20 protein-coding genes are annotated in these 25,733 nt (G+C 43.3%); 5 read left to right on the forward strand and 15 right to left on the reverse strand.

Annotated features, from left to right (window positions below; translation table 11 throughout):
* Positions 1–20: 20 nt before the first annotated feature.
* The 3 genes from AAA938_RS08190 to AAA938_RS08200 form a co-directional block, all read right to left on the reverse strand.
* Entirely contained in the window at positions 21–869 is an 849-nt protein-coding gene (locus tag AAA938_RS08190) for a carboxypeptidase-like regulatory domain-containing protein (protein WP_338228164.1), read from the reverse strand.
* A 72-nt stretch (positions 870–941) separates the two neighbouring features.
* Positions 942–1,604: a DUF2306 domain-containing protein gene (locus AAA938_RS08195; protein WP_338228165.1), complete on the reverse strand. Its 663-nt coding sequence runs from the start codon at positions 1,602–1,604 to the stop codon at positions 942–944.
* Between the two features lie 134 nt (positions 1,605–1,738).
* Positions 1,739–2,551, reverse strand: coding sequence for a LytR/AlgR family response regulator transcription factor (locus tag AAA938_RS08200; RefSeq protein ID WP_338228166.1), 813 nt, complete (start codon positions 2,549–2,551; stop codon positions 1,739–1,741).
* A 300-nt stretch (positions 2,552–2,851) separates the two neighbouring features.
* On the opposite strand from AAA938_RS08200, the gene AAA938_RS08205 reads away from it, so the two are divergent.
* Positions 2,852–3,319, forward strand: a complete 468-nt coding sequence (locus tag AAA938_RS08205; RefSeq protein WP_338228167.1) for a DUF5362 family protein — start codon at positions 2,852–2,854, stop codon at positions 3,317–3,319.
* 64 nt (positions 3,320–3,383) lie between these two features.
* On the opposite strand, the gene katG is transcribed toward AAA938_RS08205, so the two are convergent.
* Entirely contained in the window at positions 3,384–5,585 is a 2,202-nt protein-coding gene (katG, locus tag AAA938_RS08210; RefSeq protein WP_338228168.1) for a catalase/peroxidase HPI, read from the reverse strand.
* 299 nt (positions 5,586–5,884) lie between these two features.
* Positions 5,885–6,454 carry a Pycsar system effector family protein gene (locus AAA938_RS08215; RefSeq protein WP_338228170.1) on the reverse strand — a complete coding sequence of 190 codons (570 nt, stop codon included), beginning with the start codon at positions 6,452–6,454 and terminating at the stop codon, positions 5,885–5,887.
* A gap of 185 nt (positions 6,455–6,639) precedes the next feature.
* On the opposite strand from AAA938_RS08215, the gene AAA938_RS08220 reads away from it, so the two are divergent.
* Positions 6,640–7,101, forward strand: coding sequence for a YehS family protein (locus AAA938_RS08220; RefSeq protein ID WP_338228171.1), 462 nt, complete (start codon positions 6,640–6,642; stop codon positions 7,099–7,101).
* Between the two features lie 137 nt (positions 7,102–7,238).
* Entirely contained in the window at positions 7,239–8,126 is an 888-nt protein-coding gene (locus AAA938_RS08225; protein ID WP_338228172.1) for a dienelactone hydrolase family protein, read from the forward strand.
* Positions 8,127–8,281: 155 nt separating this feature from the next.
* On the opposite strand, the gene AAA938_RS08230 is transcribed toward AAA938_RS08225, so the two are convergent.
* The 4 genes from AAA938_RS08230 to AAA938_RS08245 all read right to left on the reverse strand — a co-directional run bounded on the left by AAA938_RS08230 (position 8,282) and on the right by AAA938_RS08245 (position 12,211).
* On the reverse strand, positions 8,282–8,740 hold the full coding sequence (locus tag AAA938_RS08230; RefSeq protein ID WP_338228174.1) for a CBS domain-containing protein: 459 nt from the start codon (positions 8,738–8,740) through the stop codon (positions 8,282–8,284).
* Positions 8,741–8,951: 211 nt separating this feature from the next.
* Positions 8,952–10,487, reverse strand: a complete 1,536-nt coding sequence (locus AAA938_RS08235) for an FG-GAP repeat domain-containing protein (protein ID WP_338228175.1) — start codon at positions 10,485–10,487, stop codon at positions 8,952–8,954.
* A 3-nt stretch (positions 10,488–10,490) separates the two neighbouring features.
* Positions 10,491–11,228, reverse strand: a complete 738-nt coding sequence (locus tag AAA938_RS08240) for a copper homeostasis protein CutC (RefSeq protein WP_338228176.1) — start codon at positions 11,226–11,228, stop codon at positions 10,491–10,493.
* Positions 11,225–12,211 (reverse strand): isoaspartyl peptidase/L-asparaginase family protein, encoded by a 987-nt coding sequence (locus AAA938_RS08245; protein WP_338228177.1) that lies wholly within the window; start codon positions 12,209–12,211, stop codon positions 11,225–11,227. The genes AAA938_RS08240 and AAA938_RS08245 overlap by 4 nt, the downstream gene beginning before the upstream one ends.
* 83 nt (positions 12,212–12,294) lie before the next feature.
* On the opposite strand from AAA938_RS08245, the gene AAA938_RS08250 reads away from it, so the two are divergent.
* A complete protein-coding gene (locus AAA938_RS08250) occupies positions 12,295–13,056 on the forward strand; it encodes a creatininase family protein (RefSeq protein WP_338228178.1) in 762 nt (253 codons plus the stop codon).
* A 43-nt stretch (positions 13,057–13,099) separates the two neighbouring features.
* Here AAA938_RS08250 and AAA938_RS08255 read toward each other — a convergent pair whose 3' ends face one another.
* From AAA938_RS08255 to AAA938_RS08270, 4 genes are all read right to left on the reverse strand, one after another.
* Positions 13,100–16,417, reverse strand: coding sequence for a VCBS repeat-containing protein (locus tag AAA938_RS08255; RefSeq protein WP_338228179.1), 3,318 nt, complete (start codon positions 16,415–16,417; stop codon positions 13,100–13,102).
* A gap of 128 nt (positions 16,418–16,545) precedes the next feature.
* On the reverse strand, positions 16,546–18,279 hold the full coding sequence (locus AAA938_RS08260; protein ID WP_338228181.1) for a RagB/SusD family nutrient uptake outer membrane protein: 1,734 nt from the start codon (positions 18,277–18,279) through the stop codon (positions 16,546–16,548).
* Between the two features lie 52 nt (positions 18,280–18,331).
* Positions 18,332–21,607 carry a SusC/RagA family TonB-linked outer membrane protein gene (locus AAA938_RS08265; RefSeq protein WP_338228182.1) on the reverse strand — a complete coding sequence of 1,092 codons (3,276 nt, stop codon included), beginning with the start codon at positions 21,605–21,607 and terminating at the stop codon, positions 18,332–18,334.
* Between the two features lie 465 nt (positions 21,608–22,072).
* Positions 22,073–23,779, reverse strand: a complete 1,707-nt coding sequence (locus AAA938_RS08270; protein ID WP_338228184.1) for a TPR end-of-group domain-containing protein — start codon at positions 23,777–23,779, stop codon at positions 22,073–22,075.
* 138 nt (positions 23,780–23,917) lie between these two features.
* Here AAA938_RS08270 and AAA938_RS08275 point away from each other — a divergent pair, with 138 nt between their 5' ends.
* Positions 23,918–24,136 carry a PspC domain-containing protein gene (locus tag AAA938_RS08275; protein WP_338225687.1) on the forward strand — a complete coding sequence of 73 codons (219 nt, stop codon included), beginning with the start codon at positions 23,918–23,920 and terminating at the stop codon, positions 24,134–24,136.
* Here AAA938_RS08275 and AAA938_RS08280 read toward each other — a convergent pair.
* Together AAA938_RS08280 and AAA938_RS08285 are read right to left on the reverse strand one after the other, a co-directional pair.
* The gene (locus AAA938_RS08280; protein ID WP_338228185.1) at positions 24,133–25,137 is read right to left on the reverse strand and encodes a glycosyltransferase family 2 protein; all 1,005 of its coding nucleotides are present in this window, start codon (positions 25,135–25,137) and stop codon (positions 24,133–24,135) included. The two genes, AAA938_RS08275 and AAA938_RS08280, sit on opposite strands and share 4 nt — an antisense overlap.
* 67 nt (positions 25,138–25,204) lie before the next feature.
* Positions 25,205–25,540, reverse strand: a complete 336-nt coding sequence (locus AAA938_RS08285; RefSeq protein WP_338228187.1) for a YbaB/EbfC family nucleoid-associated protein — start codon at positions 25,538–25,540, stop codon at positions 25,205–25,207.
* Positions 25,541–25,733 lie beyond the last annotated feature (193 nt).

Below are 25,733 nucleotides of genomic sequence, written 5' to 3' on the forward strand. Positions count from 1 at the left end.
GAAGTCATGAACCTAAATAATTAGCTTTCGACTTGTACCGACAGAACCATAGAGGAAGACATGTTTGGGTACACTTTCCACCTATTCTGCGCACCATATTTGTAGTAGTGCGTTTGAAAAAGTGCAGGCATGGATATATTCAATGCAAAAGTATTGCCGACCTTACTAGCTCCTATCCACTCTATGCTAGCGACAACAGTACCACTCAGGACCTGATTTTCCTCCTCCAAATCCAAGGTCACCCACCCGCTTTTTTGGTTTACAATCTGTCTGATGATGGGTTTGGCTTGCTGGATTTGAGTAAGCTTTCCTGATTCCAACTGATAAAAATTTATCCGAATCAACAGCGTGTCGAAATTGTTGTAGGCCAGATGAAATTTAAGTTTGGAAAGATAATTAGGTTTATCACTCAGCCGGAATTTCCGACCGATTTCAGCCCCGAGATTCATATTGGGTTGATTACTGATTGCCAGGTTGGTTTTTATGGCAGTTTTTTCGTCTGGATTCCCATATTCAATAGTCTCCAGAGCTCCGGATTTTACGATCACCTCATCGAGTGAAAAGGTGTTTTCCTTAAGCTGAAAATGCAGAGGTACGCCTAGGTCCACCTCGGTCAGGCCTTTTTCCACTGGCTCAAATCCCATGGAAGAAACACGCAATATGGAATTTGAGGGAGGGGTTTCCTGTAGGAAAAGGATGAATTCTCCTTCCATATTGGACACCGTTCCAATAGAAGTATCCACAAAACCAACGCTCGCAAAAGAAATAGGCTCGTCCAGTTCGTTAGTTACCTTACCGACTAGCACGATATCCCCATGAGCGAAAAATGAAAGTAGGCAAATGCAATAGGTTAGAAAGAAACACTTCACTATGAGTTGATTTTTGGATGAATAAAATATGATCTTGGGAAACACAGACTTTACCCTGTAGAGGTAAGGGCTTTAGGGTTGAATTTTCAACTTTTTCTTCCAATCTCTGGAGACTTTGGCCAAAAGAAATGACCCGACGAGGGTGGGTGCAAGCCAAATGATCCACCCCAGATTGAAATGCAGATTGGTGACCAAAAAAGCGGTCAAGGTAGCAATATAGGCCCCTCCTATTCTTCCGATATGCTGAATAAGCCAGGACTTCTGATTGGGTTTGAAAGTAGGATTCTTGATCACCAGCCGCAAATCACGAATCGCAAAACCCATCAAAAAAACACCGAATACTCCCATTACAGAAACAAATAGGGACTGGGATTCCAGCATCCGGAAGATTGGTTGAAGGATCATACCAGCAGCTATGACTAAGGCAAAAAGTATAGGAACTAAGTCTTTCCAACTGTTGCGGTAGTCTTCTTTCAGCCGAAAATAGAAGATTGACCGCTGTCCTGTATAGGTCAGGTACAAGGTAAATACCCCGACGGTAAAGAGAAAGGGATTAGGTTTCAGAAAGGTCATGGCGATGGCGGAGAGACCCACTGAATACATCATAAGCACGTATGCTTTGCCGGTTTTTAGGTGATTTTTTTGTCCCTTTTGAGAAGCAATAGCCAAAGCCCCGAATAGAAGGGCAAAAAAGCCCGTGACGACATGAAGGATAAGAATGGATTGATAAAGCATAAGTCCTGTTGTTTTTTGTCAAACTTATGACGGGGTCCAATCACGAAAAAATAACAGGGGCAGAGGGCAGGAATTTGGGACAAATAGCAATCCTTGGGCTAAATGACCAAGCATTTGGTGCCAAATGACAAGGTCTAATCGAGCAATTCTTTGATTTTTCCCACCCGATTCCGGGAAACAGGAATTTCATTTGAAATAGATTTAAGCTTGAGTTGAAGGCCTTGTGCGTTTCCCTTGAAACTTTCTAAAAAATCCAGATTCACCAGAAAAGCACGGTGACATCTTACCAAATGCGGATAGTCCGCCACATCAGTTTCGAGTCTCCCCAAAGTACTTCTGACCATGGATTTTTGGAGCTCTCCATTATGAAGATGATGTATGGCTATGTAATTGTCTGCTGCTTCTGCATAAATCAAATCCTCGGCAAAGATTTCAAGATCGTCTTTCTTAAGCTCGGAGTGAATTTGGATTTTGGTGTGCAGATTCGATTTTCCCGATTTTATGGATTTCGAAAGGCTTCCTGAAAGATCATGGGCAGTTTTGCTGTTTTTGCTCAGTAATCGGGTGTACTTGAACATCATGAAAAAAAGGATAGGAAAAATTCCTACTCCCAAGGTATAGAACTGAAACCATAAAAACCCCTTTAAACTGAGTCCGATAGCAAATTGATAGTTGGAATAAAGGGCATTGACTCCCCCAATAAGAAAAAAGTAAAGCAAGGTGATGAGGAGTTCGCGACCAAAAACCCAATTTTTCTCCAGGAAATAATTCGGAAAAAGAGACCGGATACCCCATGTGGTCAAAACCATGGTAAAAAAGGTAATCAATCCATACATCGAGGTCACCTTCAAAAGAGCTCCCCATGTATCCGATACTAATCCAAAGGGCTGAAAAAAAGACAAAAACAAAAAGACAAAAACGGATATGATTGCAGCCAGCCAGGTCATCTTCCTGAATGAATTGATAGGATAGGGTTGTTTTAACAGCTGGACTAACCACATAGCGACTTGGTCAATATAGTTAAAAATACAGCTCCAGTGGAATAGCAAGGGAAGAAAGACAGGATCAAATCCAAGTTTAAGCCTTTTGGAAAAAGATAAACCGGGAGGGATGGATTGCAGGCTTGTGTAACCTTTCTAAAAACCAAAAAAAATACCCTAAACAGGGTATTTCTTGGAATACCTTATTGCCATTAATTAGGGGTTCCTTTATCTTAAAAAAATAAAAATCAACCACCCCTACACCTTATGCAAGGATCCATGCTCTCTGAATCCCATGATTCCAATTTCAAACCTGATCTGATTATCCCGAAATCTTCCCTTCATCTAGTCATGGAGACGGCTCGCTGGGGGAATTTCCTCTCCATTGTAGGCTTCGTATTTGTCGGGCTTATTGCAGTTTTGGCCTTTAGTATTGGATTTATCATGGAAAATCTTGTTGAAGCACCTTCTGAAGATTTTCCTTTTGAGTCCAGTGGAATAATCACTGTCATCTATCTCCTGGGTGCTTTGCTTTATTTCTTTCCCTGCCTGTATCTATATCGGTTTTCTGCAAAAATGAAAGCAGCTGTACTTTCCCGAGATCAAGATCAACTTTCTGGAGCTCTGGAAAATCAGAAATCTCTGTTCAAGTTTATGGGGATATTGACCATCATTGGTTTGGCCTTTTATGCGATTGCGCTATTATTCGCATTCTTGGGTTTTATGGCCTTTTAAGTAAAAAAAGAACATAAAAAAAGCGATCCGGTCGGATCGCTTTTTTCTATTGAACTTTTAGTGATTAGGAATCAAATCTGTCCAAGTTCATCACCTTGTTCCAAGCTTTCACGAAGTCTTTGACAAATTTTGCCTTGGCATCTTCGCATGCATATACTTCTGCATAAGCTCTGAGTTCGGAATTGGATCCAAAGATCAAGTCCGCACGGGTACCGGTCCACTTAGGCTCTCCTGTTTTTCGATCACTTCCTACAAAGACATTCTGCTTGTCAGAAGTAGCTCTCCAAGTGGTACTCATATCAAGAATATTGACAAAGAAATCATTGGTCAGCTTGCCTGGAGTGGAAGTCAAGACTCCATGCTTTCCTCCATCCCAATTTGCACCCAATACTCTCATACCCCCTACCAATACAGTCATTTCAGGAGCGGTCAGAGTGAGCAGTTGAGCCTTATCGATCAAAGCTTCCTCTGCCTTCACAGTTGATTCTGCACTCATGTAGTTGCGGAATCCATCTGCCCAAGGCTTCAGCCACTCGAAAGAATCTACTTCGGTATCTTCTTGAGCGGCGTCAGTTCTTCCAGGAGTGAATGGAACAGCCACATCAAATCCGGCGTCTTTTGCTGCTTTTTCTACAGCAGCCACACCACCCAGGACGATCAGGTCTGCCATGGAGATTTTTTTACCTCCATCAGCAGTGCTGTTGAACTCTTCCTGAATGCTTTCCAATACACCTAGTACTTTGTTCAATTGAGTTGGGTTATTTACCTCCCAATTCTTCTGAGGCTCCAATCGAAGTCGGCCACCATTAGCACCACCCCTAAAGTCAGAACCTCTGAAGGTAGATGCAGAAGCCCAAGCTGTAGACACCAACTCAGATACAGTCAAGCCAGAAGCAAGAATATTGGCTTTCAAGCCAGCGATATCCTTCTCGTCAGCCAGAGGATGATTGACAGCAGGGATAGGATCTTGCCAGATCAAATCTTCAGCAGGAACCTCAGCACCCAGATATCTGGACTTTGGTCCCATATCCCGGTGAGTAAGCTTAAACCAAGCTCTTGCAAAAGCATCGGCAAACTCCTCTGGATTTTCATAGAATCTTCTGGAGACTTTCTCGTATTCCGGATCAAATCTCAAGGACAAGTCCGTAGTCAGCATAAATGGCTTGTGGAATTTGCCAGGGATGTGAGCATCTGGGATAATGGCCTCAGAATTCTTTGCTACCCACTGATGTGCTCCGGCAGGGCTCTTGGTCAGTTCCCACTCGTACTCGAAAAGGAACTTGAAGTAGTCATGTCCCCACTTGGCAGGAGTAGATGTCCAAGCACCTTCGATACCAGAGGTAATGGTATCTTCTGCGTTACCTTTGCCATAGCTACTGTTCCAGCCGGTACTCATCTCTTCGATGGATGCACCTGCAGGCTCAGCACTCACGTATTTTCCTGGGTCTGCAGCACCGTGAGTTTTTCCGAAAGTATGTCCACCTGCGATCAGAGCCACGGTTTCATAGTCGTTCATAGCCATTCGCCCAAAAGTCTCACGGATAGCCTGAGCAGCCAATAGCGGATCAGGAACGTTGTTTGGACCTTCTGGATTGACATAGATCAGACCCATTTCCGTAGCTCCAAGTGGATTTTCCAAAGCCTCTGGGCTTCTGTGAGCCTTCCATTCTTTTTCTGATCCCCAGTAAACGTCCTTTTCAGACTCCCATACATCTTTTCGGCCTCCGGCAAATCCAAAAGTCTCAAAGCCCATGGATTCCAAAGCCACATTACCGGTAAGGATCATCAAGTCTGCCCAAGAAATTTTCTTTCCGTATTTCTGTTTTACTGGCCAAAGCAGAAGACGAGCTTTATCCAAGTTGGCATTGTCTGGCCAGGAGTTCAATGGAGCAAAGCGAAGGGTACCTGTACCGGCACCGCCACGTCCATCCTGAACTCGGTATGTACCAGCACTATGCCATGCCATTCTAATCATGAATGGACCATAGTGTCCATAGTCAGCTGGCCACCAATCCTGAGAAGTAGTCAACACTTTCTCAATGTCAGCTTTCACTTCCTTAAGATCCAAGGTCTGGAATTCTTTAGCATAGTCAAATCCCTCATCCATTGGATCAGAAAGGGAAGAATGCTGTCTAAGAATGTTGATATTCAATTGGTTGGGCCACCAATCTACATTTTGCTGACCTTTTCCTGCAGCTGCAGTCATGGTCCCATTGTGGAAAGGACATTTAGAGATGTCTCCTCCGTTGCTGTGATGTGTATCCATAGTATAAATTGATTTAGTAATTACTTAGATGACGAAATTAATGAAAAGTATCTGTATTTAATTTTTTTTTCGATAGATAAAAACTATGACTCTTTTTTCCATTCTGTGGTCCATAAGTCCAGAAAAGAGCCAATACGCCAAATGGAGGGGTATTTTGTATGGAAATCAATTAGATAAAATGAATCAACCCTGAAAAGATTGACAAAAATCAGCTCTCAAGAAACTAACGCCCCAAAAGATCCTTTGTTTGGAGTGTGGGTAAAGGAATGAAAAGACAAAGAGTTGAATTTACCTGGTAATCAGATGTAGAGAATCCAAAAGAAAACAAAAACACCAAACCCCATTCCGGCAATAAACACACTGTATGCCCTATTGAGTAAGCGGTATTTTCGACTTAAAATTTTCCCTTGATAATAAAGAGAAACTGACATCTGATCCATGATATCTTTTTTCCCCTCCAAGACCTGATGGGTTTTTTCCAGGTAGTCTTCTAAGTTGTAATACTCTGTAGTGCCAAAAAACAAAACGCTGAATGAGGGTTTGTCACCGGGATTTTTGGGTTTTCCCAAAATTTTTGGCTTAGCTACCTGCACTGCCAAGATGGTGGAGGTAATAATTATTCCCAAAAAAATCAAAATAGGCAGGAGGATCAAAGGATTGTCCACTTCCACCTGGGAGGAGATCGAGCCGTAACTGACCAAAGCGATCATGGAAGAAAGTACCAAGGCATTGATACTGATGATTATATTAGCCTTATTATCAGCGATTTGAAGCAGATTACTTGAATTTTGGAAAGCTACCCGATAAAAGGTTTGTCTTTCTCTTCCGGCTTTATCTTTTGGCTCTTTGTGAAAGAAATTGGTTTCCATAGGCGATGATTGATTTGAAGATAAGCAAAAAATCAATTTAGGATTTCCACATCATTTTTTTCTTTTGCATGAGTCTGGAATCGACCCGCCATCTTTACTTCATATCCTGTGCTTTTAATGGCTCAGAAAAACAGCGGCAAGAACTTTCTTTTGATTTTTACCATATTTGATGATCCATTTCAGCTATGAAAAATAACGACATCCTAAAAACCCTGAGGTATACTTTTGATCTCAACGACTTTGAGATGATATCCATTTTTGAAAATGGAGGAATCGAGGCAGACCGCTCCAAGGTGAGCAATTGGCTGAAAAAGGAAGACGATCCAGAATTCAAGTCAATTTATGATGTCGACTTGGCGGCCTTTCTAAATGGATTTATCATTCTCAAACGGGGAAAAAAAGAAGGTGATTCAACCCCTGTAGCTGAAAAAAAGCTGAACAACAACCTCATCCTCAGAAAGCTCAAGATTGCCTTAAACCTGAAAGATGACGACATGCTGGAGATTTTTGGTCTGCGAGGGTTCCGAATCAGCAAGCACGAGCTCAGTGCTTTCTTCAGAAATCCTTCCCAACATCAGTACCGGGAGTGTAAGGACCAAATCCTAAGGAATTTTCTGATGGGATTACAGATGAAATTCAGACCCTGATCAAAAACAGCCTTTGTTCTATTTCAACGGAACAGGCTTCTTGCCGATCGTCCCCAAATCCTGCATATCAGAATCTTTCTCTATACTTTTTAACCTGATTTCTTTTAACTTTTAGCTTAACCTGACATTTCTTAACCATGGATAAGCTAAAAAGAGAAGACATTCCTCAAGAGGCATTTGACCTCTACGATTACTATTGCCACAACAAGCTGGACAGAAGAACTTTCGTAGAAAAGCTCTCTGCTTACGCAGTAGGAGGCATCACAGTCACGGCACTCATGAGTTCTATGATGCCGGACTACATCAATACCCGCACTGTAGAGCCTACCGATGAAAGACTGCAAAGCTCAGACTACGTCATGTACGATTCTCCAAAAGGAGGTGGGCAAATCAAAGGACTACTTTCCAAACCTGCAGGAAGCGGAAAATTTCCCGGTATCGTGGTGGTCCATGAAAACAGAGGGCTCAATCCCTATATCGAAGACGTAGGAAGGAGATGTGCTGTGGATGGATTTATTTCAATTGCACCGGATGCGTTGACACCACTTGGAGGCTATCCCGGCAATGATGATGAAGGACGGGCGATGCAGTCCAAGCGAGATAGAAATGAAATGCTGGAAGATTTCATTGCGGCATATGAGTTTTTAAAAAACCATCCGGATTGTGACGGAAATGTAGGTGTGGTCGGTTTTTGCTTTGGTGGATGGATATCCAATATGATGGCTGTGAGAATTCCTGATTTGAAAGCGGCTGTACCTTTCTATGGTGGACAGCCAGCTGCTGAAGATGTACCAAATATCCAAGCCCCACTTCTGGTGATTTATGCTGAACTCGACACTCGAGTCAATGCCGGCTGGGAAGCCTATGAGGCTGCTCTAAAGGCTAATGGCAAGAAATACGAGATGATCAACTACCCGGGAGTGAATCATGGATTCCACAACAATACCACTCCACGGTATGACGAAACCGCCGCAAAGCAGGCTTGGGATCAAACCATCGCATTTTTCAAGGCTAATCTGAAATAAACAAACGAGGCTGTCTCATAAATCGTTTCGTTGTCAGCCTGAGCGGAGTCGAAGGCCGTTTCCAGCTCTCTGGACGACATTTCGACTTCGCTCAATGTGACAAACTTTAATTTTGAGACAACCTCGCTTTTTCATAAAATCCTGATAGAGTCCTGCTACCAAGTAGTATGTTTTAGTTTTGGAAAGGCTCTGACTACATCACTCAAACTTATTTGGCCAATCAATCGGCCCTCTTTCAGCACAGGGAATCTTCGGATCTGATAATCCAAAAACTTCTGAGCAGCGTCAAAAAGAGTGATATCCGGACTGAGGGTCATTACATCCTTGGTCATCAGGTCTTTCACTTTGGCAGGGAAGCGGATGGTGTTCGTATATTTTCCTTTGATGATTTCTTTGAGACAATCTACCTCTGAGATGATCCCTACCAAAGCACCGGATTCATCCACCACAGGAGCACCGGAGATTTTTCGCTTGGTCAAAATCTCCATGACCTGATCTATAGTATCCTCAGGCCGAAAAGTGACCAAACTGGTACTCATATGATCTTTGACTAAAATTGGCTGTGCGGGCTTCTTTGGCTCTACCATTCTCACCCCCTGAAAACTTTTTACCATGACAAAACAATTATTTATGAGATTAATAAGATACTGATTTTCAGCAGAAATTAAAATTATTAATCTATAAAATTAAAAAGAAAAAAATTTTATTAAATAAAAAAGCCTATTCAGAAGAATTATATTTTGAATTAAAAGAGTTTTTAAGAGAAATTAAAATAAACCTTTCACACTCTATCAAAAGCCGCAAAAAGCTGAACACCAAATTTATTCAGGGATTAAGTTGATTTCTCAACACCACAAAAGGCTTCCAATCTCCTTTTGGGGCCTGGTAGAGCTGATTGAAATCAAATGCCCCCACGACCAAATCCTGATCCCCATCTCCATCCAAGTCTCCTTGAGTAAGAGTCAGCCAGTGCATATCAGGAGATTGAGCTAAAACGAAAGGCTGAAAACCCATTCTCTCCTGATGGAAAAAGACCAAATCCTGTCTTGGTTTTTGCTTCGAATCAGGAAAAAAAGCAATCACAAATAGGTCTTTTTTCCCATCCTGATCAAAATCCCCCACTTCGAGTCCGCTTGCCCCGTGCAAAGGATAAAACCAAGTCTCTTCAAACTCTCCTTTCCCATTATTCTTAAAAATCCGAACACCATGGTAATTCTTGAGAATTTGGGATTGGTCTGCATTGTCCCCATTCACCAAAACAATATCTCTCAATCCATCTCCATCCATATCTACCCATCGGAAGTCGCTGGAACCAAAGGCCGGATGAAATTCCAAAAGTTTCTTTTCCCGGAAATTTCCCTGACCTTGATTTTCAAATAAAAGTACAGACTCCTTCGCCTGAGTCATCAGCACCAACAAGTCCAAATCCCCATCCTCATCCCAATCCGTGGCTATAGAGCGTCTAGCCCCAGGGTCATTTTTTAGAATTATTTCTTCAAAGCCATCCGGCTGACTGAGGTAAAGAGAAAGCTTCCCCAAGTGATTGCCGAAATGACAAACCGCGTAATCCTCCTTTCCGTCTCCATTCCAATCTTCCACTTCTACATGAATCGGTCGAATCAGTTGTTCAAAAACCGGTGTTTCTTTCCATCCTTTCCCCTCTTGGGAAAATTCCGACCAAATCCCCAGGGAGTCATTGGCCGGGTCCATCAGTCCCATACTAAGCAACTGAAAATCCCCAGAATCCTTCCAACGGATTTCTACCGGGGCAACAGCTGTGGGAATGGAATCCAATTGGGAAAACCCCTTTGAAGAATTCAATTCAAACAAAGCCCGAAAGCGATGCCCCAACCAGAGATTTCCTGTCTCTGGGTGAATCCTGAGCATAGTCACCAGACTGGGTCGCACAAAATCAAATTGAGGAATCTCCAGCTGAAATCCGGGAATCCCAGCTTTTGGCTCTATTTTTTCCGCCTGTGGAATTGGGGATTCTGGAGCTGATTGGAGATAAAAATCCTCGATTTTGACCCAATTCTCCCGGGAAATCATAGGCTGACTGGAATAGATCCCCTCAGGCACTCCCTCGTCCTGAGGAAGAGGTGTCCCAAAATCTTCTTCCAAATACAAGCCCAATCGTTTTCTCATATCCGGAAGAACCTTAGCCCAAGTCTTTTGGTCCAAAATTTCCGGAGAAGGCATGACATGACAGCTACCACAGTACCCTTTCGCCAACTGCTCTCCAGAAAGATCTAGGTCGGTTTGAGAAAGTTCATAAAGTGAGGGAGGTGGCTGCTTTCGCTCTCCAATCTGACCACAAGCCGCAACTAAGCACAAGATTCCTACTACCCAACTTCTCTTCATGATTTACAAAACTGCTTGAAATTCCTTGACCAATTCAGGGTTGACTCCCCATTGCTTGCCATATTCCAAAGGCGCGGAGGAAAAAGAAAGGTCAGGGGAAAGGTGAGCGTTACCCGTAGCTTGCTCAAGCTTACAGGAGGCATGCACTTCCTTGAGGAATCCGGATGCCCGAAGCTGGGAAACATGTTCCGGCTTGGTGCCTCCGCCGGGTAAAATTATGATTCGCTCTCCAGCCTGCTTCAACAAGGACAAAACAACCTCAAGGCCCTCAGTAAGTGTGTTTTTGCCTCCAGAAGTCAAAATCCTCTGAAAGCCTAGGGCAATAATCTTCTCCAGAGAATCTGTCAAAACCAAAGAAGCATCAAATGCCCGATGAAAAGTACAGGGCTTCCCGTTGGCAGCTCGGAGAAGCATTTCGCAGGCAGACTCATTGACTCTCCCCTGTTCATCCAAAACTCCAAAAACAAAGCCATCTGCTCCCATTTCTCCCAAAAGCTGGATATCCTGCTTCATGACCAGAAGCTCTTTTTGAGAGTAGACAAAATCTCCCCCTCGAGGTCGTATCATGACAAATACGGGGATATCTACCTCACTTTTTACAAATCGAAGCATCCCCGCACTAGGCGTCTCTCCTCCCTCTGGAAAATTGGAGCACAACTCCAATCGGTCGATTCCTTTTTGCGCAGCATCCAATGCCGCTGTAAGATTAAAAACCGGGGCTTCAAGTAGTATTCTGCTCATGATTGAAAATAGCTTCCAGCATCTATCAATACATTCCCTGACTCGGTGGCTTTGGCATAGTTAAATCCAGGGTGAACAGCAAATGCTCCAACCTCACCGTATTTATTGATAGCCAAAAAACCGGCCTGAATATCCTCCATTCCTTTGTTTTTGGCGACCAGTCGCTTTACAGCCTCCTCACATGCTTCCTGAGGAGTACGTCCCTGACGCATCAGCTCCACAATCAGAAAGCTCGCACAGATCCGAATAATGGACTCACCCAACCCGGTCGCGGTAGCAGCACCTACCTCGTCATCGACATACAGTCCCGCTCCAATAATCGGGCTATCTCCCACTCTACCGTGCATTTTGTAAGCTAAGCCACTTGTAGTACAGCTCCCTGCCAGCTTTCCCTCTGCGTCCAACCCGATCATCCCAATCGTATCGTGATTTTCAATATTGATAATCGGCTTGTATTGACTGGTCTTTTTCCACTCTTCGTAGGCCTCTTTGGCCTTGGGGCTGAGTTCCTCCTTTTCCAAAGGAAAACCTTGGGCTATGGCAAATTGTCTGGCTCCTTCTCCAGCCAGCATCACATGGGGAGTCTTCTCCATTACAGCCCGGGCCAAGGAAATCGGATGTTTGATTTGCCTAACAAAGGCCACTGAGCCACAAGCTCCATCTCCGGTCATGATAGAAGCATCCAAAGTGGTAATTCCTTCACGGTCCGGAAGTCCCTGCAATCCCACTGTAAGATTGTTCATATCGAGTTCCGTATTTCGGACTCCAGCCTCAACCGCATCGAGAATACTCCCTCCTCCCTTCAGCTTTGCCCAAGCATCCGCATTGGCAGGAATTCCGTGGTTCCAAGTGGACAAAATGAGCGGTTTCTCACCAGAAACAGGGCTTTGTTCAGCAGTTTGGGCAAAAGCAGAGGCCACTCCGGGCAAAAAAAGAGCAGAACCCATCAGGCTTTGCTTGATAAACTTTCTTCTTTGAGACATGAATCTTATTTTAGAAATCAGCTTTCAAATTATCACTTTTGAAAGAAAGATTCCCTTCCTTTTCCACAAATCCCAAAATAAGTATGAGACCCTACCTACTCAAAGAAGCCAACTGGAAAGACCTTCAGCATTTTCGCTACGAAATGGCCGTTCTTCCATGGGGCGCAACGGAGGCCCACAATTACCATATGCCCTATGGCACGGATGTATATGAGGCTGATGCCATTGGTGCCGAGAGTGGGAGAAAAGCCTGGGAACAGGGAGCAAAAGTGGTCATTTTACCCACCATTCCCTTTGGAGTCAATACCGGTCAGTCAGACATTTATCTGGATATCAATATTTACCCGAGTACCCAACTGATCATTCTCAGGGATATTTTGGAAACGCTGAACCGTCAGGGCATCAAAAAATTCCTGATTCTCAACAGCCATGGAGGCAACAACTTTCAGCCCATGTTGCGGGAATTAGGATTGCAGTTTCCGGACATGATGCTATTCACCTGCAATTGGTTTCAGGCTTTAGACAAGAACCAATACTTCGAGGAATCCGGTGACCATGCCGACGAAATGGAAACCGCCTTAATCCAACTTTTACATCCTGAATTGGTCTTGTCCTTGGAAGAAGCTGGAGATGGGGCAGAAAAAAAATCCGTCATTCGGGGTGTCCGTGAAAAATGGGCTTGGGCAGAGCGAAAATGGTCCCAAGTCACCGAAGACACCGGAATCGGCAATCCAAAAAAATCAACTCCAGAAAAAGGAAAGCGCTACTTTGACGATGTGACCGACAAAGTAGCGGATTTGATTTTGGATATCTGTTCGGCAAGGCCAGGTGAGCTTTACCGTTAAGGAACTAAACCCTTAAGTTCAGCTGCCTCAGGAAAGCGGACGGTTAGAGATTTGATTTTCGGAAAACGAGTAGTTTTCCGCGGTTTTGTGCTGCTGCGAAAAGAGATTGACCATTCGCACCTTCAAGTCTGACTAGGCCTTTAGCATCTCCCGGCACTACAAAGCCGCTTTCTCTGGAATTGACAGGAGTAAACCCTCCATTTCCATCTCCCAAAAGCAACAATCCCAAAGAAGCATCCAATCGCCCGATGAATATTTCATTTCCATAGTCATTTCCGGTGAGCAGGATGTCTAGGTTACCATCTCCGTTCACATCGTAGGTGGCTATTCCGTACACCGGTGCCAATTGGGCTAGGGTAGGTAATTCGTGGACTTGGAATTTCCCTCCTCCCAGATTCTCGACCCAAACAGAACGATCATAATTGCCAGTCAGGATTAATGCATCTTTTTTCTCCTCCTCTGTGAAAAGAGTAGTTTCGGTGGTCAATGCAAAATACTTGTATCGCTCGAATTTTCTTCTGAAAAGAGTACTCTGTCCATTCAGGTCATCCCAAAAATGGCTGGGGAAGGAATTGTACCCTCCACCGATTTTGTCTTTGTAATAAGAAAAGACCACTGGGTCAACGCTGCCATTGGAATCAAAATCTTTGGCATAAATCCTCACGGGTCGCTCGGCAGAAGGGTGGTGATGATTGTTGGCGCCGAGATTCCCTGCTACCCAATCCATGTCTCCGTCCCCGTCCAAGTCGGCAGTCTGAATCGCATTCCACCAGCCCAGATGATTTTCCAAACCTGTATCCGAAAGCTTCTGAAAGTTTCCTCCTGAATTCTTGAAAACCGTAATCGCCATCAGCTCTCCCACCACCACTAAATCAATCTGTCCATCCCCATCTACATCGGTCCAGGCAGCATCAGTGATCATCCCCAAATTCTGAATTTCAGGAATTCTCTCTTTGGTCACATCCACCAAAGTGCCCCGCTTATTATGCAATAGGAAGCTTTGCTCGGGATAAGGAAATTGGGCAACCGGAGTCCTACCTCCTACAAACAAATCCACAAAGCCATCTCCATCAAAATCAGCTCCTTTGACTGTATTTCCGTTGCCTTTGATTCCCGAGAAGTTTTTGTCTAAGGTAAAATTCCCACGTCCGTCATTGAGGAGAAGCCTATCCTCATAGTAGACCGACCCGGGAGCAAATTCGGCACTTCCACTGACCAAATACAAGTCCAAATCCCCATCATTTTCTATATCAAACGCGAAAATAGCCGCTTCCTCGTACATCATATCCTCACCGGGTAAAAGGGAGTTTTCAGTAAATGTTCCGGAAGAATTTTGCGCATACCATAGAGGAGTAAATCCTGAGGAAGACCCAATCACCAAGTCCTCCAATCCATCTCCGTTCAGGTCCCCAACTGCCATAGCTGGTCCATATTGCGAAAGCTTGTGAGGAAGAGTTCTCTGAATATTGAAGTCAATTTTATCCTCTTCTTGATGGACAAGGCTAATTCCAAGCTCATCGGAAACCTCCTCGAAGACAGGATTTCCTTCACCCCAGTCCATTATTGCAAAGGAGCTTTTTCCATTTGCAGCATCTTGATAGCTGATTTCCAAAACTTGATTGGCATCTGTTGAGGATAGCGTTGACTCTTTTCCATCCAGCCATATCACTCGGACTTCCTCAACCGAATTTGCCCCTCCCAACCCGAAATGAAGAATATTTTCCACGGAAGACATGTACCCACGGGCTACTTGCGCCTCTTGAAAAAGCCGAAGTGAATCATTGACCGTAACCAAAACCTTGGCCCCCAAACCATCCGGGTTGGAAGCGGGTCCTTTGAGCTTAACTCTAAGGAAGCTGGAAGTGGGACTCTTTTCATTTAGGGAATTTTCAAAGACAAAGGCTGGGTCATTGATATTATTGACCACGTAATCCAAATCCCCATCCAGGTCGAGATCGGCAAAAACCGCTCCGTTGGAAAAGGAAGGCGTATTGAGTCCCCATTCCTCACCGCTGTCTTCAAAGGTCAAATCTCCTTGATTTTTGTAGGAGTAATTGGGAATCTTTACAATTGGAATTGAATCCAAAAGCTGTCTTACCGTAGCTATGCTTCCCACATCCGCCCGATAGTTGGCGAAATCCTTATCCGTAATGTCTCTTGGAAATCCATTTGTAATCAACAAATCCCGGTACCCGTCATTGTCCACATCCACAAATAGCGGTGCCCAAGACCAGTCAGTCTGATAGACTCCAGCCATCAGGCCGATTTCACTCATGGGCAATTCTGCCCCATTGTTGAGATGCAGCATGTTTCGGACATACTGGTATTCGTAGCCCCACTGTTCGTTGTTGATATAGGTTTGATAGACATTTTTACCAATGGTGGTTTTCTTCCGGTAGTTGTCTTCTCCCAGCATATCTATGGTGATCAAGTCTGGCAAACCATCATTGTTGAAATCAGAAATATCCGATCCCATAGAAAACTGGCTTTGATGACGCAGTCGATCTTTGGTTTGATTGGAAAAAGTCCCATCCTGATTATTGATATAAAGGATATCATTGGTGATGTAATCATTGCTGATATGGATATCCGGCCAACCGTCATTATTCATATCAGCCACGGCAATCCCCAATCCAAAACCCTCGATGGTAATTCCTGCTTCTAGGGTGACATTAGTGAAAGTCCCATCCCCATTGTTTCTATAAAACGCGTCATTGTTCACTGCTGATCCATCGGTCACTTTCTCTTTGAAATTTGTGGGCTTAGCAATGACTTGTTCGTTATTGAGTACATAGAGATCCAAATCTCCATCTAGATCATAGTCCAAAAATGCCGCTCCCATTCCATTACCCGGGTCAGCAATCCCAAAAGATTCAGCCATTTCCAAAAAGGTAATATCCCCTTTTTCGTTTTTTCCCTGATTGACAAAAAACAGATTATTTCTTTCGCCTTGACCTTTTCTCATAGCAGCTGCCACATAGATATCAGGCCATCCATCGGTATTGATATCTACAATGGTGACTCCAGTACACCATTTTTCAGAAGCCATTATTCCAGAAGTCTCTGAAACATCTTTAAACCGAAAGTCTCCTTGATTGAGATAGAGTCGATTGGAGACTTGATTGCCGGTAAAAAAAAGGTCCGGTAAACCATCCTGATCAAAATCTGCCACCGCAACACCTCCACCATTGAATATATATTCATCAGTCAGGATATTGAAGCTATCAGATTCTGTGATCAGGTTATTGAATGTAATTCCTGTTTCATCAGAGGACTTTAAGGCAAAGAGTTTAGCCTCTTTTTTACAGGAAAAAAACAGGATTGAAAGGAATAGAATTGAGAAAGGATAATAGGACTTCATGAATTTCATAGGGTGCTTTGGGAAGTGAAAAATACCCATTTCCCATATGGAAATGAAGAATATGAGAAATAAATGGGCAAAAAAAAGAGGGCTTTTGGCCCTCTCTTTATATTAATTAAATCAAGTGATTAGAAACCTGGGTTCTGAGCCAAAATATCAGCACCAACCAAGTCGATTTGATCCTGAGGGATTGGAACCCACTTGTATTTTTCTGTATATCTTGCACCACCCAAAGCAGCTGGCAGCTTCGCACCATCATATGGGAAGTAGAGGTTGTTCAATTCTGCATCAGCAGTTCCCCATCTTTGAAGATCATAGAATCTGTGACCTTCCATACCCAATTCTAGCAATCTTTCCATTCTAACAGCTTCTCTAGCTACGCTAGCATCTGTCCATGGAGAATCGTAAGTCTTGATGTCGTAGTTTGCAGCCATAGTTCCATCCCCTCTCATCAATTTGGAATTAATGGCGCGGGTTCTCACTCTATTTACATAAGTTCTTGCTGTCTCCAGATTCCCTAATTCAACCTCTGCTTCAGCAGCTAGAAGAAGAATATCTGCAAATCGGATGATCATGAAATTGATACCTGTGTATCCAGGAGTCCAAGAGGAGTTGTCCTGGAAAGAACCTTGTTCTGATCTAGCATAAACATACTTTCTTGGTGAATAAGGACCTGCGTTAGGCTGATTTCTGATCCAAGCCTGACCAGGATGATCTTGCCAATCCAAGTATGGAATTCCTCTTCTTCCTACAGTGTGATCCAATCTTGGGTCAAGTGGACCAGAATCTGGAGTGAAAGCCTCACCGGAAGCAACACCCATATCATTCTTTACTTCGTTTGCAGCACTATTGTAAGACTTATCCAAAAGAGGTAGGCCATCCTTAGTTCTGAAAGCATTTACAAAAGTAAATGTAGGTTGGAAGAATCCGCAGCAGTTACCAGGACCCGCAGGGCCGGTATTGTATGGAAAGTTCAAATCAAATTCAGGGTTTGCATTTTGAACTGCTCCTGTATTAGCTGCAGACTGATAAGCCCATACAGACTCTTCATGATTGTCGTTAGCTGCACGGAAAGCATCATCATAGTAAGGTACCAAATCATACTTCAAACCATTTGAAGTAACACCATTGGCAATCACATCATCAAACAAAGCCTTTGCACGGCTGTATTCTTTGGTGTACATGAATACTTTGCCCAAATAAGCTTTTGCTGCCCATTGATTCACTCTACCTACTTGAGGTTGAGTAGCAGGAAGGTTAGCAATTGCATATTCCAAGTCAGCAATGATGAAAGGCCATAGGTCCTTGTCGTTTTTCACTTCTTCCAAGCCTGATCCATAATCTACAGTTTCATCCACATAAGGAGTTCTGTTGTAGTCTCGGGCCAATTCAAAATAGAAGTGCGCTCTCAGGAATCTTGCCTGAGAACTTAATCTGATAACATCATTATCAGTAACCTCAGGTTGACGGCTTTCCAAAAGACGAAGTACATTGTTTGCTCTTGCAATACCTTCATAGCAGACATTGTATTTATCTCCCATATTTCCTCCTGCAGCATCGTTTTCAAATCGCTGAATTGGATTTATGGTGGCAAAATCTCCAGGGTCGGTACCTTTGTTAGCCTCTCCCCCTCTAATACTCCCCCAAACCCAGTTGGAAGGAGACCCTAATCTGTTTCCGCGGCCATTTACCTGAGAATAGGCTGCGATCAATGACGCATCCAATCCTGCCAAAGAAGTTAGCTGTGCTTCAGACAGCTGACCAACTGGCGGAACTTCCAGGAAATCTTCGCTACAACTCACTGCTACCATCATCGCTGTGGATGCTAGTAGGGCGCCGATTTTTAATTTGAAATTGTTCATTTTGTTAATCTATTATATTGTCTATAACTCGATTCTTGTTAAGTAGTTTGGTTTAGAAACTTAAATTTAAACCAAATGTCCAACCTCTGGTCACTGGGTAGTTTCCTACGTCGATACCAAAGGTCAAATCCGCATCACCACCTACTGCTGGATCCAATCCTTCATATCCGGTGATAGTAAACAGATTGTTTACAGAAGCAAATACTCTTGCTCTTTCCATCTTCAACTTCTGAAGCAAACTTGCAGGTGCAGAATATCCTAATGTCAAGTTCTGCATTCTCAAGTATGAACCATCTTCCACATAGAAAGAGTTGGCCACGTTAGAAGTAGAGAAGTTTGCAGTTCTTTCGACAACTGGAATTTCAGCATTCAAATTCTCAGGAGTCCAAGCATTCTTTAAGCGCTCAGAGATGGCAGCACCTTCGAAAGTCTGGAAGAAGTCGGTAAACCAACGAGACTGATTCCAAATTTCATTTCCGATGGAGGTGTAGAGATAGGCAGAAAGATCAAAGCCTTTGTAACCTAAAGTGAAAGTCAAACCTCCTGTGAAGTCAGGTACCGGATTACCCAAGAAAACTCGGTCGTTTGGAGTAATTACGCCGTCACCATCGACATCCTCAAACTTGAATCGGCCTGGGGCAGCACCGTCTTGAGTAGCATGGGAGTTTACATCTTCCTGATTTCTGAAAAGACCTAATGTATTAAATCCAAAGAAAGAAGACAGTGGTTGTCCTACTGCATTTCTGATTGGCTGAATACCTCGGTAAGATGGGTTAACAGTCGTGATGAAGTCTAGTCCAGGAGAGAGAGAAACGATTTCGTTCTTCAAAGTAGAACCAGTCAATGTCAACTCATAAGTCAAATCAGAAGTGAAGTTGCCTCTGGTGGTTACCAAAAGGTCCAAACCTCTATTCAACATTTCACCAATATTCACCGCTGGAGGTGCAGCATTGCTACCCGCAGTTAAAGGAATTGGAACGGTGAAGAGCAAGTCTTTGGTATCTTTCTTCCACCAGTCAAAAATCACATCCAATCGACCGTTGAAGAAAGTACCGTCAAAACCAATGTTTTGAGTTACGGCAGTTTCCCACTGTGCATTAGGGTTACCGATTCGAGATCTTCTGAAACCGATAACTGCACTAGAGTTGGTACCTCCAATATCGTAGGAAGAAGCGTTGATATTACCGGCAAACAAAGAGAACTGGTTATTCGGATCCACGTTGTTAGAGTTACCCATTTGACCCCAGCCACCTCGAATTTTCAAATCATCAATCCAAGTAGCTCCTTGAAGGAAGGACTCAGAAGAAATTCTCCAAGCAGCTGAGAATGCTGGGAACACCCCGTATCTCGCATTTTCACCAAATCTGGATGAACCATCTCTACGAACAACTGCACTGAACAAGTACTTGTCATTGTAGGTATATTTCACCTGACCAAAGTAAGAATTGAAATTAACCCCTTTGAACTGATTAGAGTTTACTTGTCTTGTACTTACCGGCAAGTTAGAGATAGTGATGAAATCAGGATCTTGTGAGAATGGATTCTGACCAACTGCGTTCATGTTTCTACCAGCACCGGTGTTCAAAGCTTCCTGACCCAACAATACATCAAATGCATGCTTGTCGATTTTCTTTTTCCAAGCCAAAGTGTTGGTGAATGTCCAAGCAAATGAATATCCAGCAAATTCGTTATAACCAAACGCGGAGTTGTTTTCAGAGTTTTCATACTGCAAACGAGTATAACCTACTCCGTAGAAGTTGTCATACTGACCACCAATAGAGGTTCTGAAGGTAAGGTCATCGATGATATCCCACTCACCGTACAAGTTACCAAAAGCATTAGCGTTGAAGCTTCTATTGTTCAATTGACCTTCTCTGTTAGCAACAGGGTTTCTAGGGTTATTAAAACCTCTGGAAGCTGTACCTGCATATCCACCAAATTCATCATAGATTGGAATGATAGACGGCATACGGAAAGCCTGAAGAATGTCATTTTCGTCATCAGATACACCTCGACCTCCGGTACCCCCTTGCTGACCCAATACCTGACGGTAAGTGGCCTGGAAGTTCTGCCCTACTCTGATTCTCTTGGTCACGTCGAATTCAGAGTTAGCTCTCAAAGAGTATCTTCTGAAGTCGTTACCAATCATGATACCAGCCTGCTCCTGTAGACCTACACCGACAAAGAATCGGGAAGTTTCAGAACCGCCATTAAAGCCCAAGGAATGTCTGTGCAATGGAGCGTTTCTAGTCAAGGCAGCATACCAATCTGTACCTTCACCGGTCATTGCTCTAGTCAATTGACGGACAGTTCCGCGAGTAGGATCGATGTTATACCATTCTCTTTGCTGATCAATTTGAGCTTGAGAAAGTGGTCCTGGCTGACCAGAAGCAACTCCCAAAGCCCCAGTAACAGGATCCTGAGTGATCAAACTCAAATAATACGGCATCACTGGAGATGTTCCTGTACCAAATTGAGGGTGACCATACTGAGGAGCTCTGTTTTGAAGACGAGCAGTGTTTGTTTCTGCAAGCCAAGTGTAAGTGGCATAATCCTGTGGATTCATCATATCCAATCCAGTACCAGGATCGGTTACACCATACATACCGTTGTAATCCACTCTTAGCTTCTTGTTTCTAGCACCTTTTTTAGTGGTGTAAACGATAACCCCGTTTGCAGCACGAGCACCATAAATAGAAGCCGCAGCTGCATCCTTCAATACGGTAGTAGACTCGATATCATCTGGGTTCAAGAAGTCAGTAGAACCTGTAGGAAGACCATCGACAATGTACAAAGGTTCGTTACCACCGAAGGCACCGAAACCACGAACACGGATAATGGAAGAAGTACCTGGCTGACCATTGGTAATTACTGTCACACCGGATACACGACCCTGAAGAGTTTGTTCCACGTTACCGGTAGGAATAACCTGAAGATCTCTAGGATCGACAGTGGCAATCGCACCGGTTGTTTCTCTTCTGGAGTCAATGGAGTAACCCGTTACCACCAATTCAGTAAGGGTTCTTTCATCAGGTTGCATGCTTACATCGATTACGCTTCTTGCACCAACGACTTGCTCGACAGCAGCATAACCAATAAATGAAAAGACCAAAGTAGCTTGGTCATTAGGCACATTGAGGGAGTATTTACCATCAATGTCTGTGGCAGTACCGGTAGTAGTACCTTTCACCAGGATTGAAACACCCGGCAAACCTACTCCGTACTCGTCAAGAACCGTACCCGTGACTGTTTTTTGCGCCATAACAGCGCCAGCGGATAGGACTAAGAGCGTGAGACACACACTTAGGATTTTGTAAACTTTTTTCATATACGTAGATAGATTGGGTAACAAGATTAATCTCAAAAACTTGTTTGTTTATTGTTTGTGCAATCGTTTGCGATTATTCTTAAAATAATAGCAATAGGTATGTGTCTGATTTCTAGACTTCTATTGCAACTATACCTGGCCTGGGTAAGGCCTGCGAATTAAATAACCTGTAGGTTTGAGTGCATCGGTCGATGCTAGGCGAGAGTAGGAAATAGTCAGGTAATAAGGATCATAGGCAGAGTAATTTTGGGTTAAATGTTAATTCTTAATCGTCAATGTTAAATAATCTAAAACAAATTTCAAATCCCAAACCCTAAATATTATTCTGAAAAGGCATTTTTTTCATCACTTAAAAATTCTATTCGAAGAAAATGCCAAAATATTCCCTTGAAAAATAAAGGTTTATAACTGCTTGCCTCGATTAAAAAAACTTTCTAAAGAAAAGTCCAAATATTATTTCAAAACTTAATTCGAATTGAAAGCCTTAAAAAACTCATCTGTCTCTCTCAATTCCTGAAAAACAGGATCTTGAAAAGCCTTTTCTGCCAATTGCCGATTTGACTCTACTGCCCGCTTCAGGTGAATCAATGCGATCTCTGCCTGCCCCGACCCTGCAGCAATCATAGCCAAACCATAATATCCATAACCAAAGCTCCTTCCCAAAATTACCGACTCCTCAAAAGCTGCATTTGCCTCAGCAAAATCCTCAATCAAGTAAAAAGCCAAGCCTTTATTAAAATAGTCTTTAGGATCGGTAAACTCGTAATCAAATCGCAGGGTAGCCAGCTTATAATCACCTCTCAAAATATCCAAAGCTCCCCGCAGTGCCTCATTTCTCCGAACCAAGTCCTTATTTTGAATCCCTGTAGAGGCATCTGATAGTTTTTTATAAGCCTCCCAATAATTCCCTTTTAAAGCCAAAATCTGCCCTTGATTGTGAAGTGAATAGGGATTTACCTCCACACGATAGGCCTGAACGAGCAGACGGTCTGCTTCATCCCAAAGAATTTCCTTTGACCCATAATCCAAAGTACGCTGGGCCTGACGCATCCGAACCACAGCCATATTATTATACGGCAAGGGAGAATGGAAATACTCGGTCATTTTTGAAAAGATGACCGCTTTTTCATCCAAACTATTTGTCGCTTCTGCCGCTTGGATCCATTCTTCGAAAGTCAAAAGCGAGCCTGAGGTGGTATTTTTCAGTGCTTCATTCAGCTTTCGGCTCTGCTCCATATCCAAGCCTTTCCTAGGCTTGGCCACAACTTCAACTTTGACTACACGAAGTTTTGGAAACAGGTCCTTCTGTACCTGAGAAAATCCCGGAATTTTCACCAATCGCTCATATTGATCCTGAAAAGACTCCCGGTTCATCACTACAGCATACATTTCATCTTTTCTCTGCGTAGAAATACCCTCATAATCCCTCAATAGCAACCTGAGGTCAAACCAATCATTCCATCGGGAATCCACCCTGATCATCGAGTCAGGGAAAGCCGAAAGACGGGTATCCAATTCTTTTTTCACAGCTTCTGCCCTACTCATACCCAGCTGACTGGATTTGCCCTCCGAAGATTCAGGGGATTGCAATCCGGTAATTTTAATTGCCTGCACTAGAGGATTCCTTTGCAGAAAGTCATCCAATTGGTTTATCGAAGATGAAAAGGCAGAGTTTTTTTTGATTTGTGTCTGTCCGGGATCGAAATAAAAAACAAACTCTTCCCTTTGCACGGCATCCCTATCTGTTTGACCTGAAAGCATGTATGCACCCACTTCAGGGATGGGTTCATCCGCATAGACTTCCCCCAGTTTGACCATCAACTGAGGAGCCAACACTCCCTTGGTCAGGGCCTTTTTCTCCAATATTTCCTCACCTGAGCGCTTTTGTTGGACAAACTGTAACTCCAAACTTGCCCCCAACATCCAGTCTTCGAAGAGAATGGAATAAGATTTCTCAAATCGAAAAGCTGTGCCCTCCCTAAGTAAAGGAATCTCTCCTAGGTCCAAGTTTCTGGACTGAGCCTGATAAAAAAGCCTAAGTTTACTGTTGCGAATCGCCATCACTGACTCAATCGGAATCGTCCCTGCCACCTCAAAGCGAAGGGAATCGCCTTCTAATTTTAATTTGTAAGGATTGATCCGGGCAGTGCTTAAATACTTGCTTTCAGGCATAGTTCTTGCCTCGGATTCGACACAAAAGCCTGATAGCCAAATAAAAAATATCAGGATTGAAAACAATCTTACATAAAGTTTACTTATTGGAAAGACAAGCATTTATTCTATTTTTGATCGACTAAACCACCACAAATCATGGAAAAATTAAAACTATTCTTCGAAGAACGAGCCTTCGGTGTTTGTTCCCGACTTGGGGAGAAGCTCAATTTTCCCATTGACAGCATTCGTTTATTTTTCATTTACTCTTCTTTCATCACTCTTGGCTCCCCTGTAATCGTGTATGTCTCGATGGCCATGATGATGAAAATCAGAAAATATTTCCGCAAGATGAACAATCCTGTGCTTTTCGACTAAAGATCTGAAAAGGTCTTTTTCCCTAAGACAAAAAAGTGCCAAAAGACCAAGCGCACTGGACCAGACCGGAGAATATTCCGGTCTTTTTGTTTTTTGGGGTTGGAAATGAGCAAGTTCTTTGTTTTCAGAAAATCAAGATAGCCATTTACTACTGCCTGAGAGGAGTCTTTATCCCCTTTTAAATAAAATTGCAAAGAGGACAGCATCTCCAGAAAACCTTTCAGCACAAAAACCATCCAAAACTTGGGCTTGGACAAATTTTTATAAAGCATGCTAAGGCTGTTTCTGATGTTAAGGTAAAGCTTTTTTGGACTTGAACGGGACAAGGTCGCCCCTCCCAGATGATAAACTTTCACTGCACCATGATACCCAATTTTTCTTCCCGAAAGCCTCAGTCTCCAGCAAAGGTCAATCTCCTCCATATGGGCAAAAAAATGAGCGTCAAAGCCTTCCTGCTCGTAAAAATCATGAGATCGTATAGCCATGCAAGCTCCTGATGCCCAATCTACTGATATGGAATCATCGTATTGCCCAGAATCATTTTCCAGCACATCCCAGATTCTTCCTCTGCAATAAGGGTAGCCCAGGCTATCCAAAAATCCTCCTCCAGCACCTGCATAATCAAATTGGTCCCGCTGGGTCCAGGAAAGAATCTTGGGCTGCACACTGGCAAATTCTGGATTTTGATCTAGCCAGGTAACCAGATTTTGATCCCAATCGGGAGTCACCTCTACGTCAGAATTGAGGAGAATCAAGTATTCGTACTGTTCCTTAAGCGATTCCAGGCCCCAATTGTACCCTCCGGCAAAGCCAAAATTGGAGGCGAGGCGAATGAGTTGAACCTCAGGAAACTCATTTTCCAACAAGGAAATCGAGCTGTCTGTGCTGCTGTTATCTATCACCCAAACATCTGATTGGCTATTAGCCAAAACAGAGGGAAGGAAAATAGGAAGAACCTTTTCTCCATTGTAATTGAGGATAACTACTGCAGATTTTTTCATAAAAATAGGAAAGGTCCACCCCGAGATTTCTCTGAGTAAGACCCCAGTTTCAAAAACTTCCCCTTGCTTAGCCAAACATGCTACCCAAGTCCATACCCGGTATGTTGGGAAGCATACCTTGTGTGGCCGCTTTCATTTCTTCTTTGATTTTTACCTCGATGGCTTCCATTGCCTTGTTGGTAGCGGCTACGATCAGGTCACTCAGCATCTCTTTGTCACTTGGACTGAGAAGAGATTCATCCATTTCTACGGTCAGAACTTTCCGCTCCCCATTCACCCAAACTTTGACCATTCCTGCACCTGCTTCTCCCTCTGCACGCAAATGAACCAGCTTGGCCTGAGCCTCTTTTATTTTCGCCTGGGCTTCTTTGACTTTGCCCATCATTCCCATCAGATCAAACATATCGCTAATTTTTTTTTCAAATATATCTTTTTCAACACGCAGAAATCAACCTTTCAGATGAGATTATATTCTTTTTTTTGATCCAAAAACAAAATATTATTTCATAAAAATGGATTTTATATCCCTCATAAGAATATTTTAGCCAACTTTTAGCTGGATTATTCTGTAAAAGAGATTGTAACCCAAACTCTTC

It is taken from the genome of Algoriphagus taiwanensis, from assembly GCF_036245645.1.
Taxonomy (GTDB): domain Bacteria; phylum Bacteroidota; class Bacteroidia; order Cytophagales; family Cyclobacteriaceae; genus Algoriphagus; species Algoriphagus taiwanensis.

Excerpts from the sequence above, each read along its gene's own strand:
- AAA938_RS08195 (WP_338228165.1), bottom strand. The coding sequence starts at position 1,604 with ATGCTTTATCAATCCATTCTTATCCTTCATGTCGTCACGGGCTTTTTT.
- AAA938_RS08200 (WP_338228166.1), bottom strand. The coding sequence starts at position 2,551 with ATGACCTGGCTGGCTGCAATCATATCCGTTTTTGTCTTTTTGTTTTTG.
- AAA938_RS08205 (WP_338228167.1), top strand. The coding sequence starts at position 2,852 with ATGCAAGGATCCATGCTCTCTGAATCCCATGATTCCAATTTCAAACCT.
- katG (WP_338228168.1), bottom strand. The coding sequence starts at position 5,585 with ATGGATACACATCACAGCAACGGAGGAGACATCTCTAAATGTCCTTTC.
- AAA938_RS08215 (WP_338228170.1), bottom strand. The coding sequence starts at position 6,454 with ATGGAAACCAATTTCTTTCACAAAGAGCCAAAAGATAAAGCCGGAAGA.
- AAA938_RS08220 (WP_338228171.1), top strand. The coding sequence starts at position 6,640 with ATGAAAAATAACGACATCCTAAAAACCCTGAGGTATACTTTTGATCTC.
- AAA938_RS08225 (WP_338228172.1), top strand. The coding sequence starts at position 7,239 with ATGGATAAGCTAAAAAGAGAAGACATTCCTCAAGAGGCATTTGACCTC.
- AAA938_RS08230 (WP_338228174.1), bottom strand. The coding sequence starts at position 8,740 with ATGGTAAAAAGTTTTCAGGGGGTGAGAATGGTAGAGCCAAAGAAGCCC.
- AAA938_RS08235 (WP_338228175.1), bottom strand. The coding sequence starts at position 10,487 with ATGAAGAGAAGTTGGGTAGTAGGAATCTTGTGCTTAGTTGCGGCTTGT.
- AAA938_RS08240 (WP_338228176.1), bottom strand. The coding sequence starts at position 11,228 with ATGAGCAGAATACTACTTGAAGCCCCGGTTTTTAATCTTACAGCGGCA.
- AAA938_RS08245 (WP_338228177.1), bottom strand. The coding sequence starts at position 12,211 with ATGTCTCAAAGAAGAAAGTTTATCAAGCAAAGCCTGATGGGTTCTGCT.
- AAA938_RS08250 (WP_338228178.1), top strand. The coding sequence starts at position 12,295 with ATGAGACCCTACCTACTCAAAGAAGCCAACTGGAAAGACCTTCAGCAT.
- AAA938_RS08255 (WP_338228179.1), bottom strand. The coding sequence starts at position 16,417 with ATGAAGTCCTATTATCCTTTCTCAATTCTATTCCTTTCAATCCTGTTT.
- AAA938_RS08260 (WP_338228181.1), bottom strand. The coding sequence starts at position 18,279 with ATGAACAATTTCAAATTAAAAATCGGCGCCCTACTAGCATCCACAGCG.
- AAA938_RS08265 (WP_338228182.1), bottom strand. The coding sequence starts at position 21,607 with ATGAAAAAAGTTTACAAAATCCTAAGTGTGTGTCTCACGCTCTTAGTC.
- AAA938_RS08270 (WP_338228184.1), bottom strand. The coding sequence starts at position 23,779 with ATGCCTGAAAGCAAGTATTTAAGCACTGCCCGGATCAATCCTTACAAA.
- AAA938_RS08275 (WP_338225687.1), top strand. The coding sequence starts at position 23,918 with ATGGAAAAATTAAAACTATTCTTCGAAGAACGAGCCTTCGGTGTTTGT.
- AAA938_RS08280 (WP_338228185.1), bottom strand. The coding sequence starts at position 25,137 with ATGAAAAAATCTGCAGTAGTTATCCTCAATTACAATGGAGAAAAGGTT.
- AAA938_RS08285 (WP_338228187.1), bottom strand. The coding sequence starts at position 25,540 with ATGTTTGATCTGATGGGAATGATGGGCAAAGTCAAAGAAGCCCAGGCG.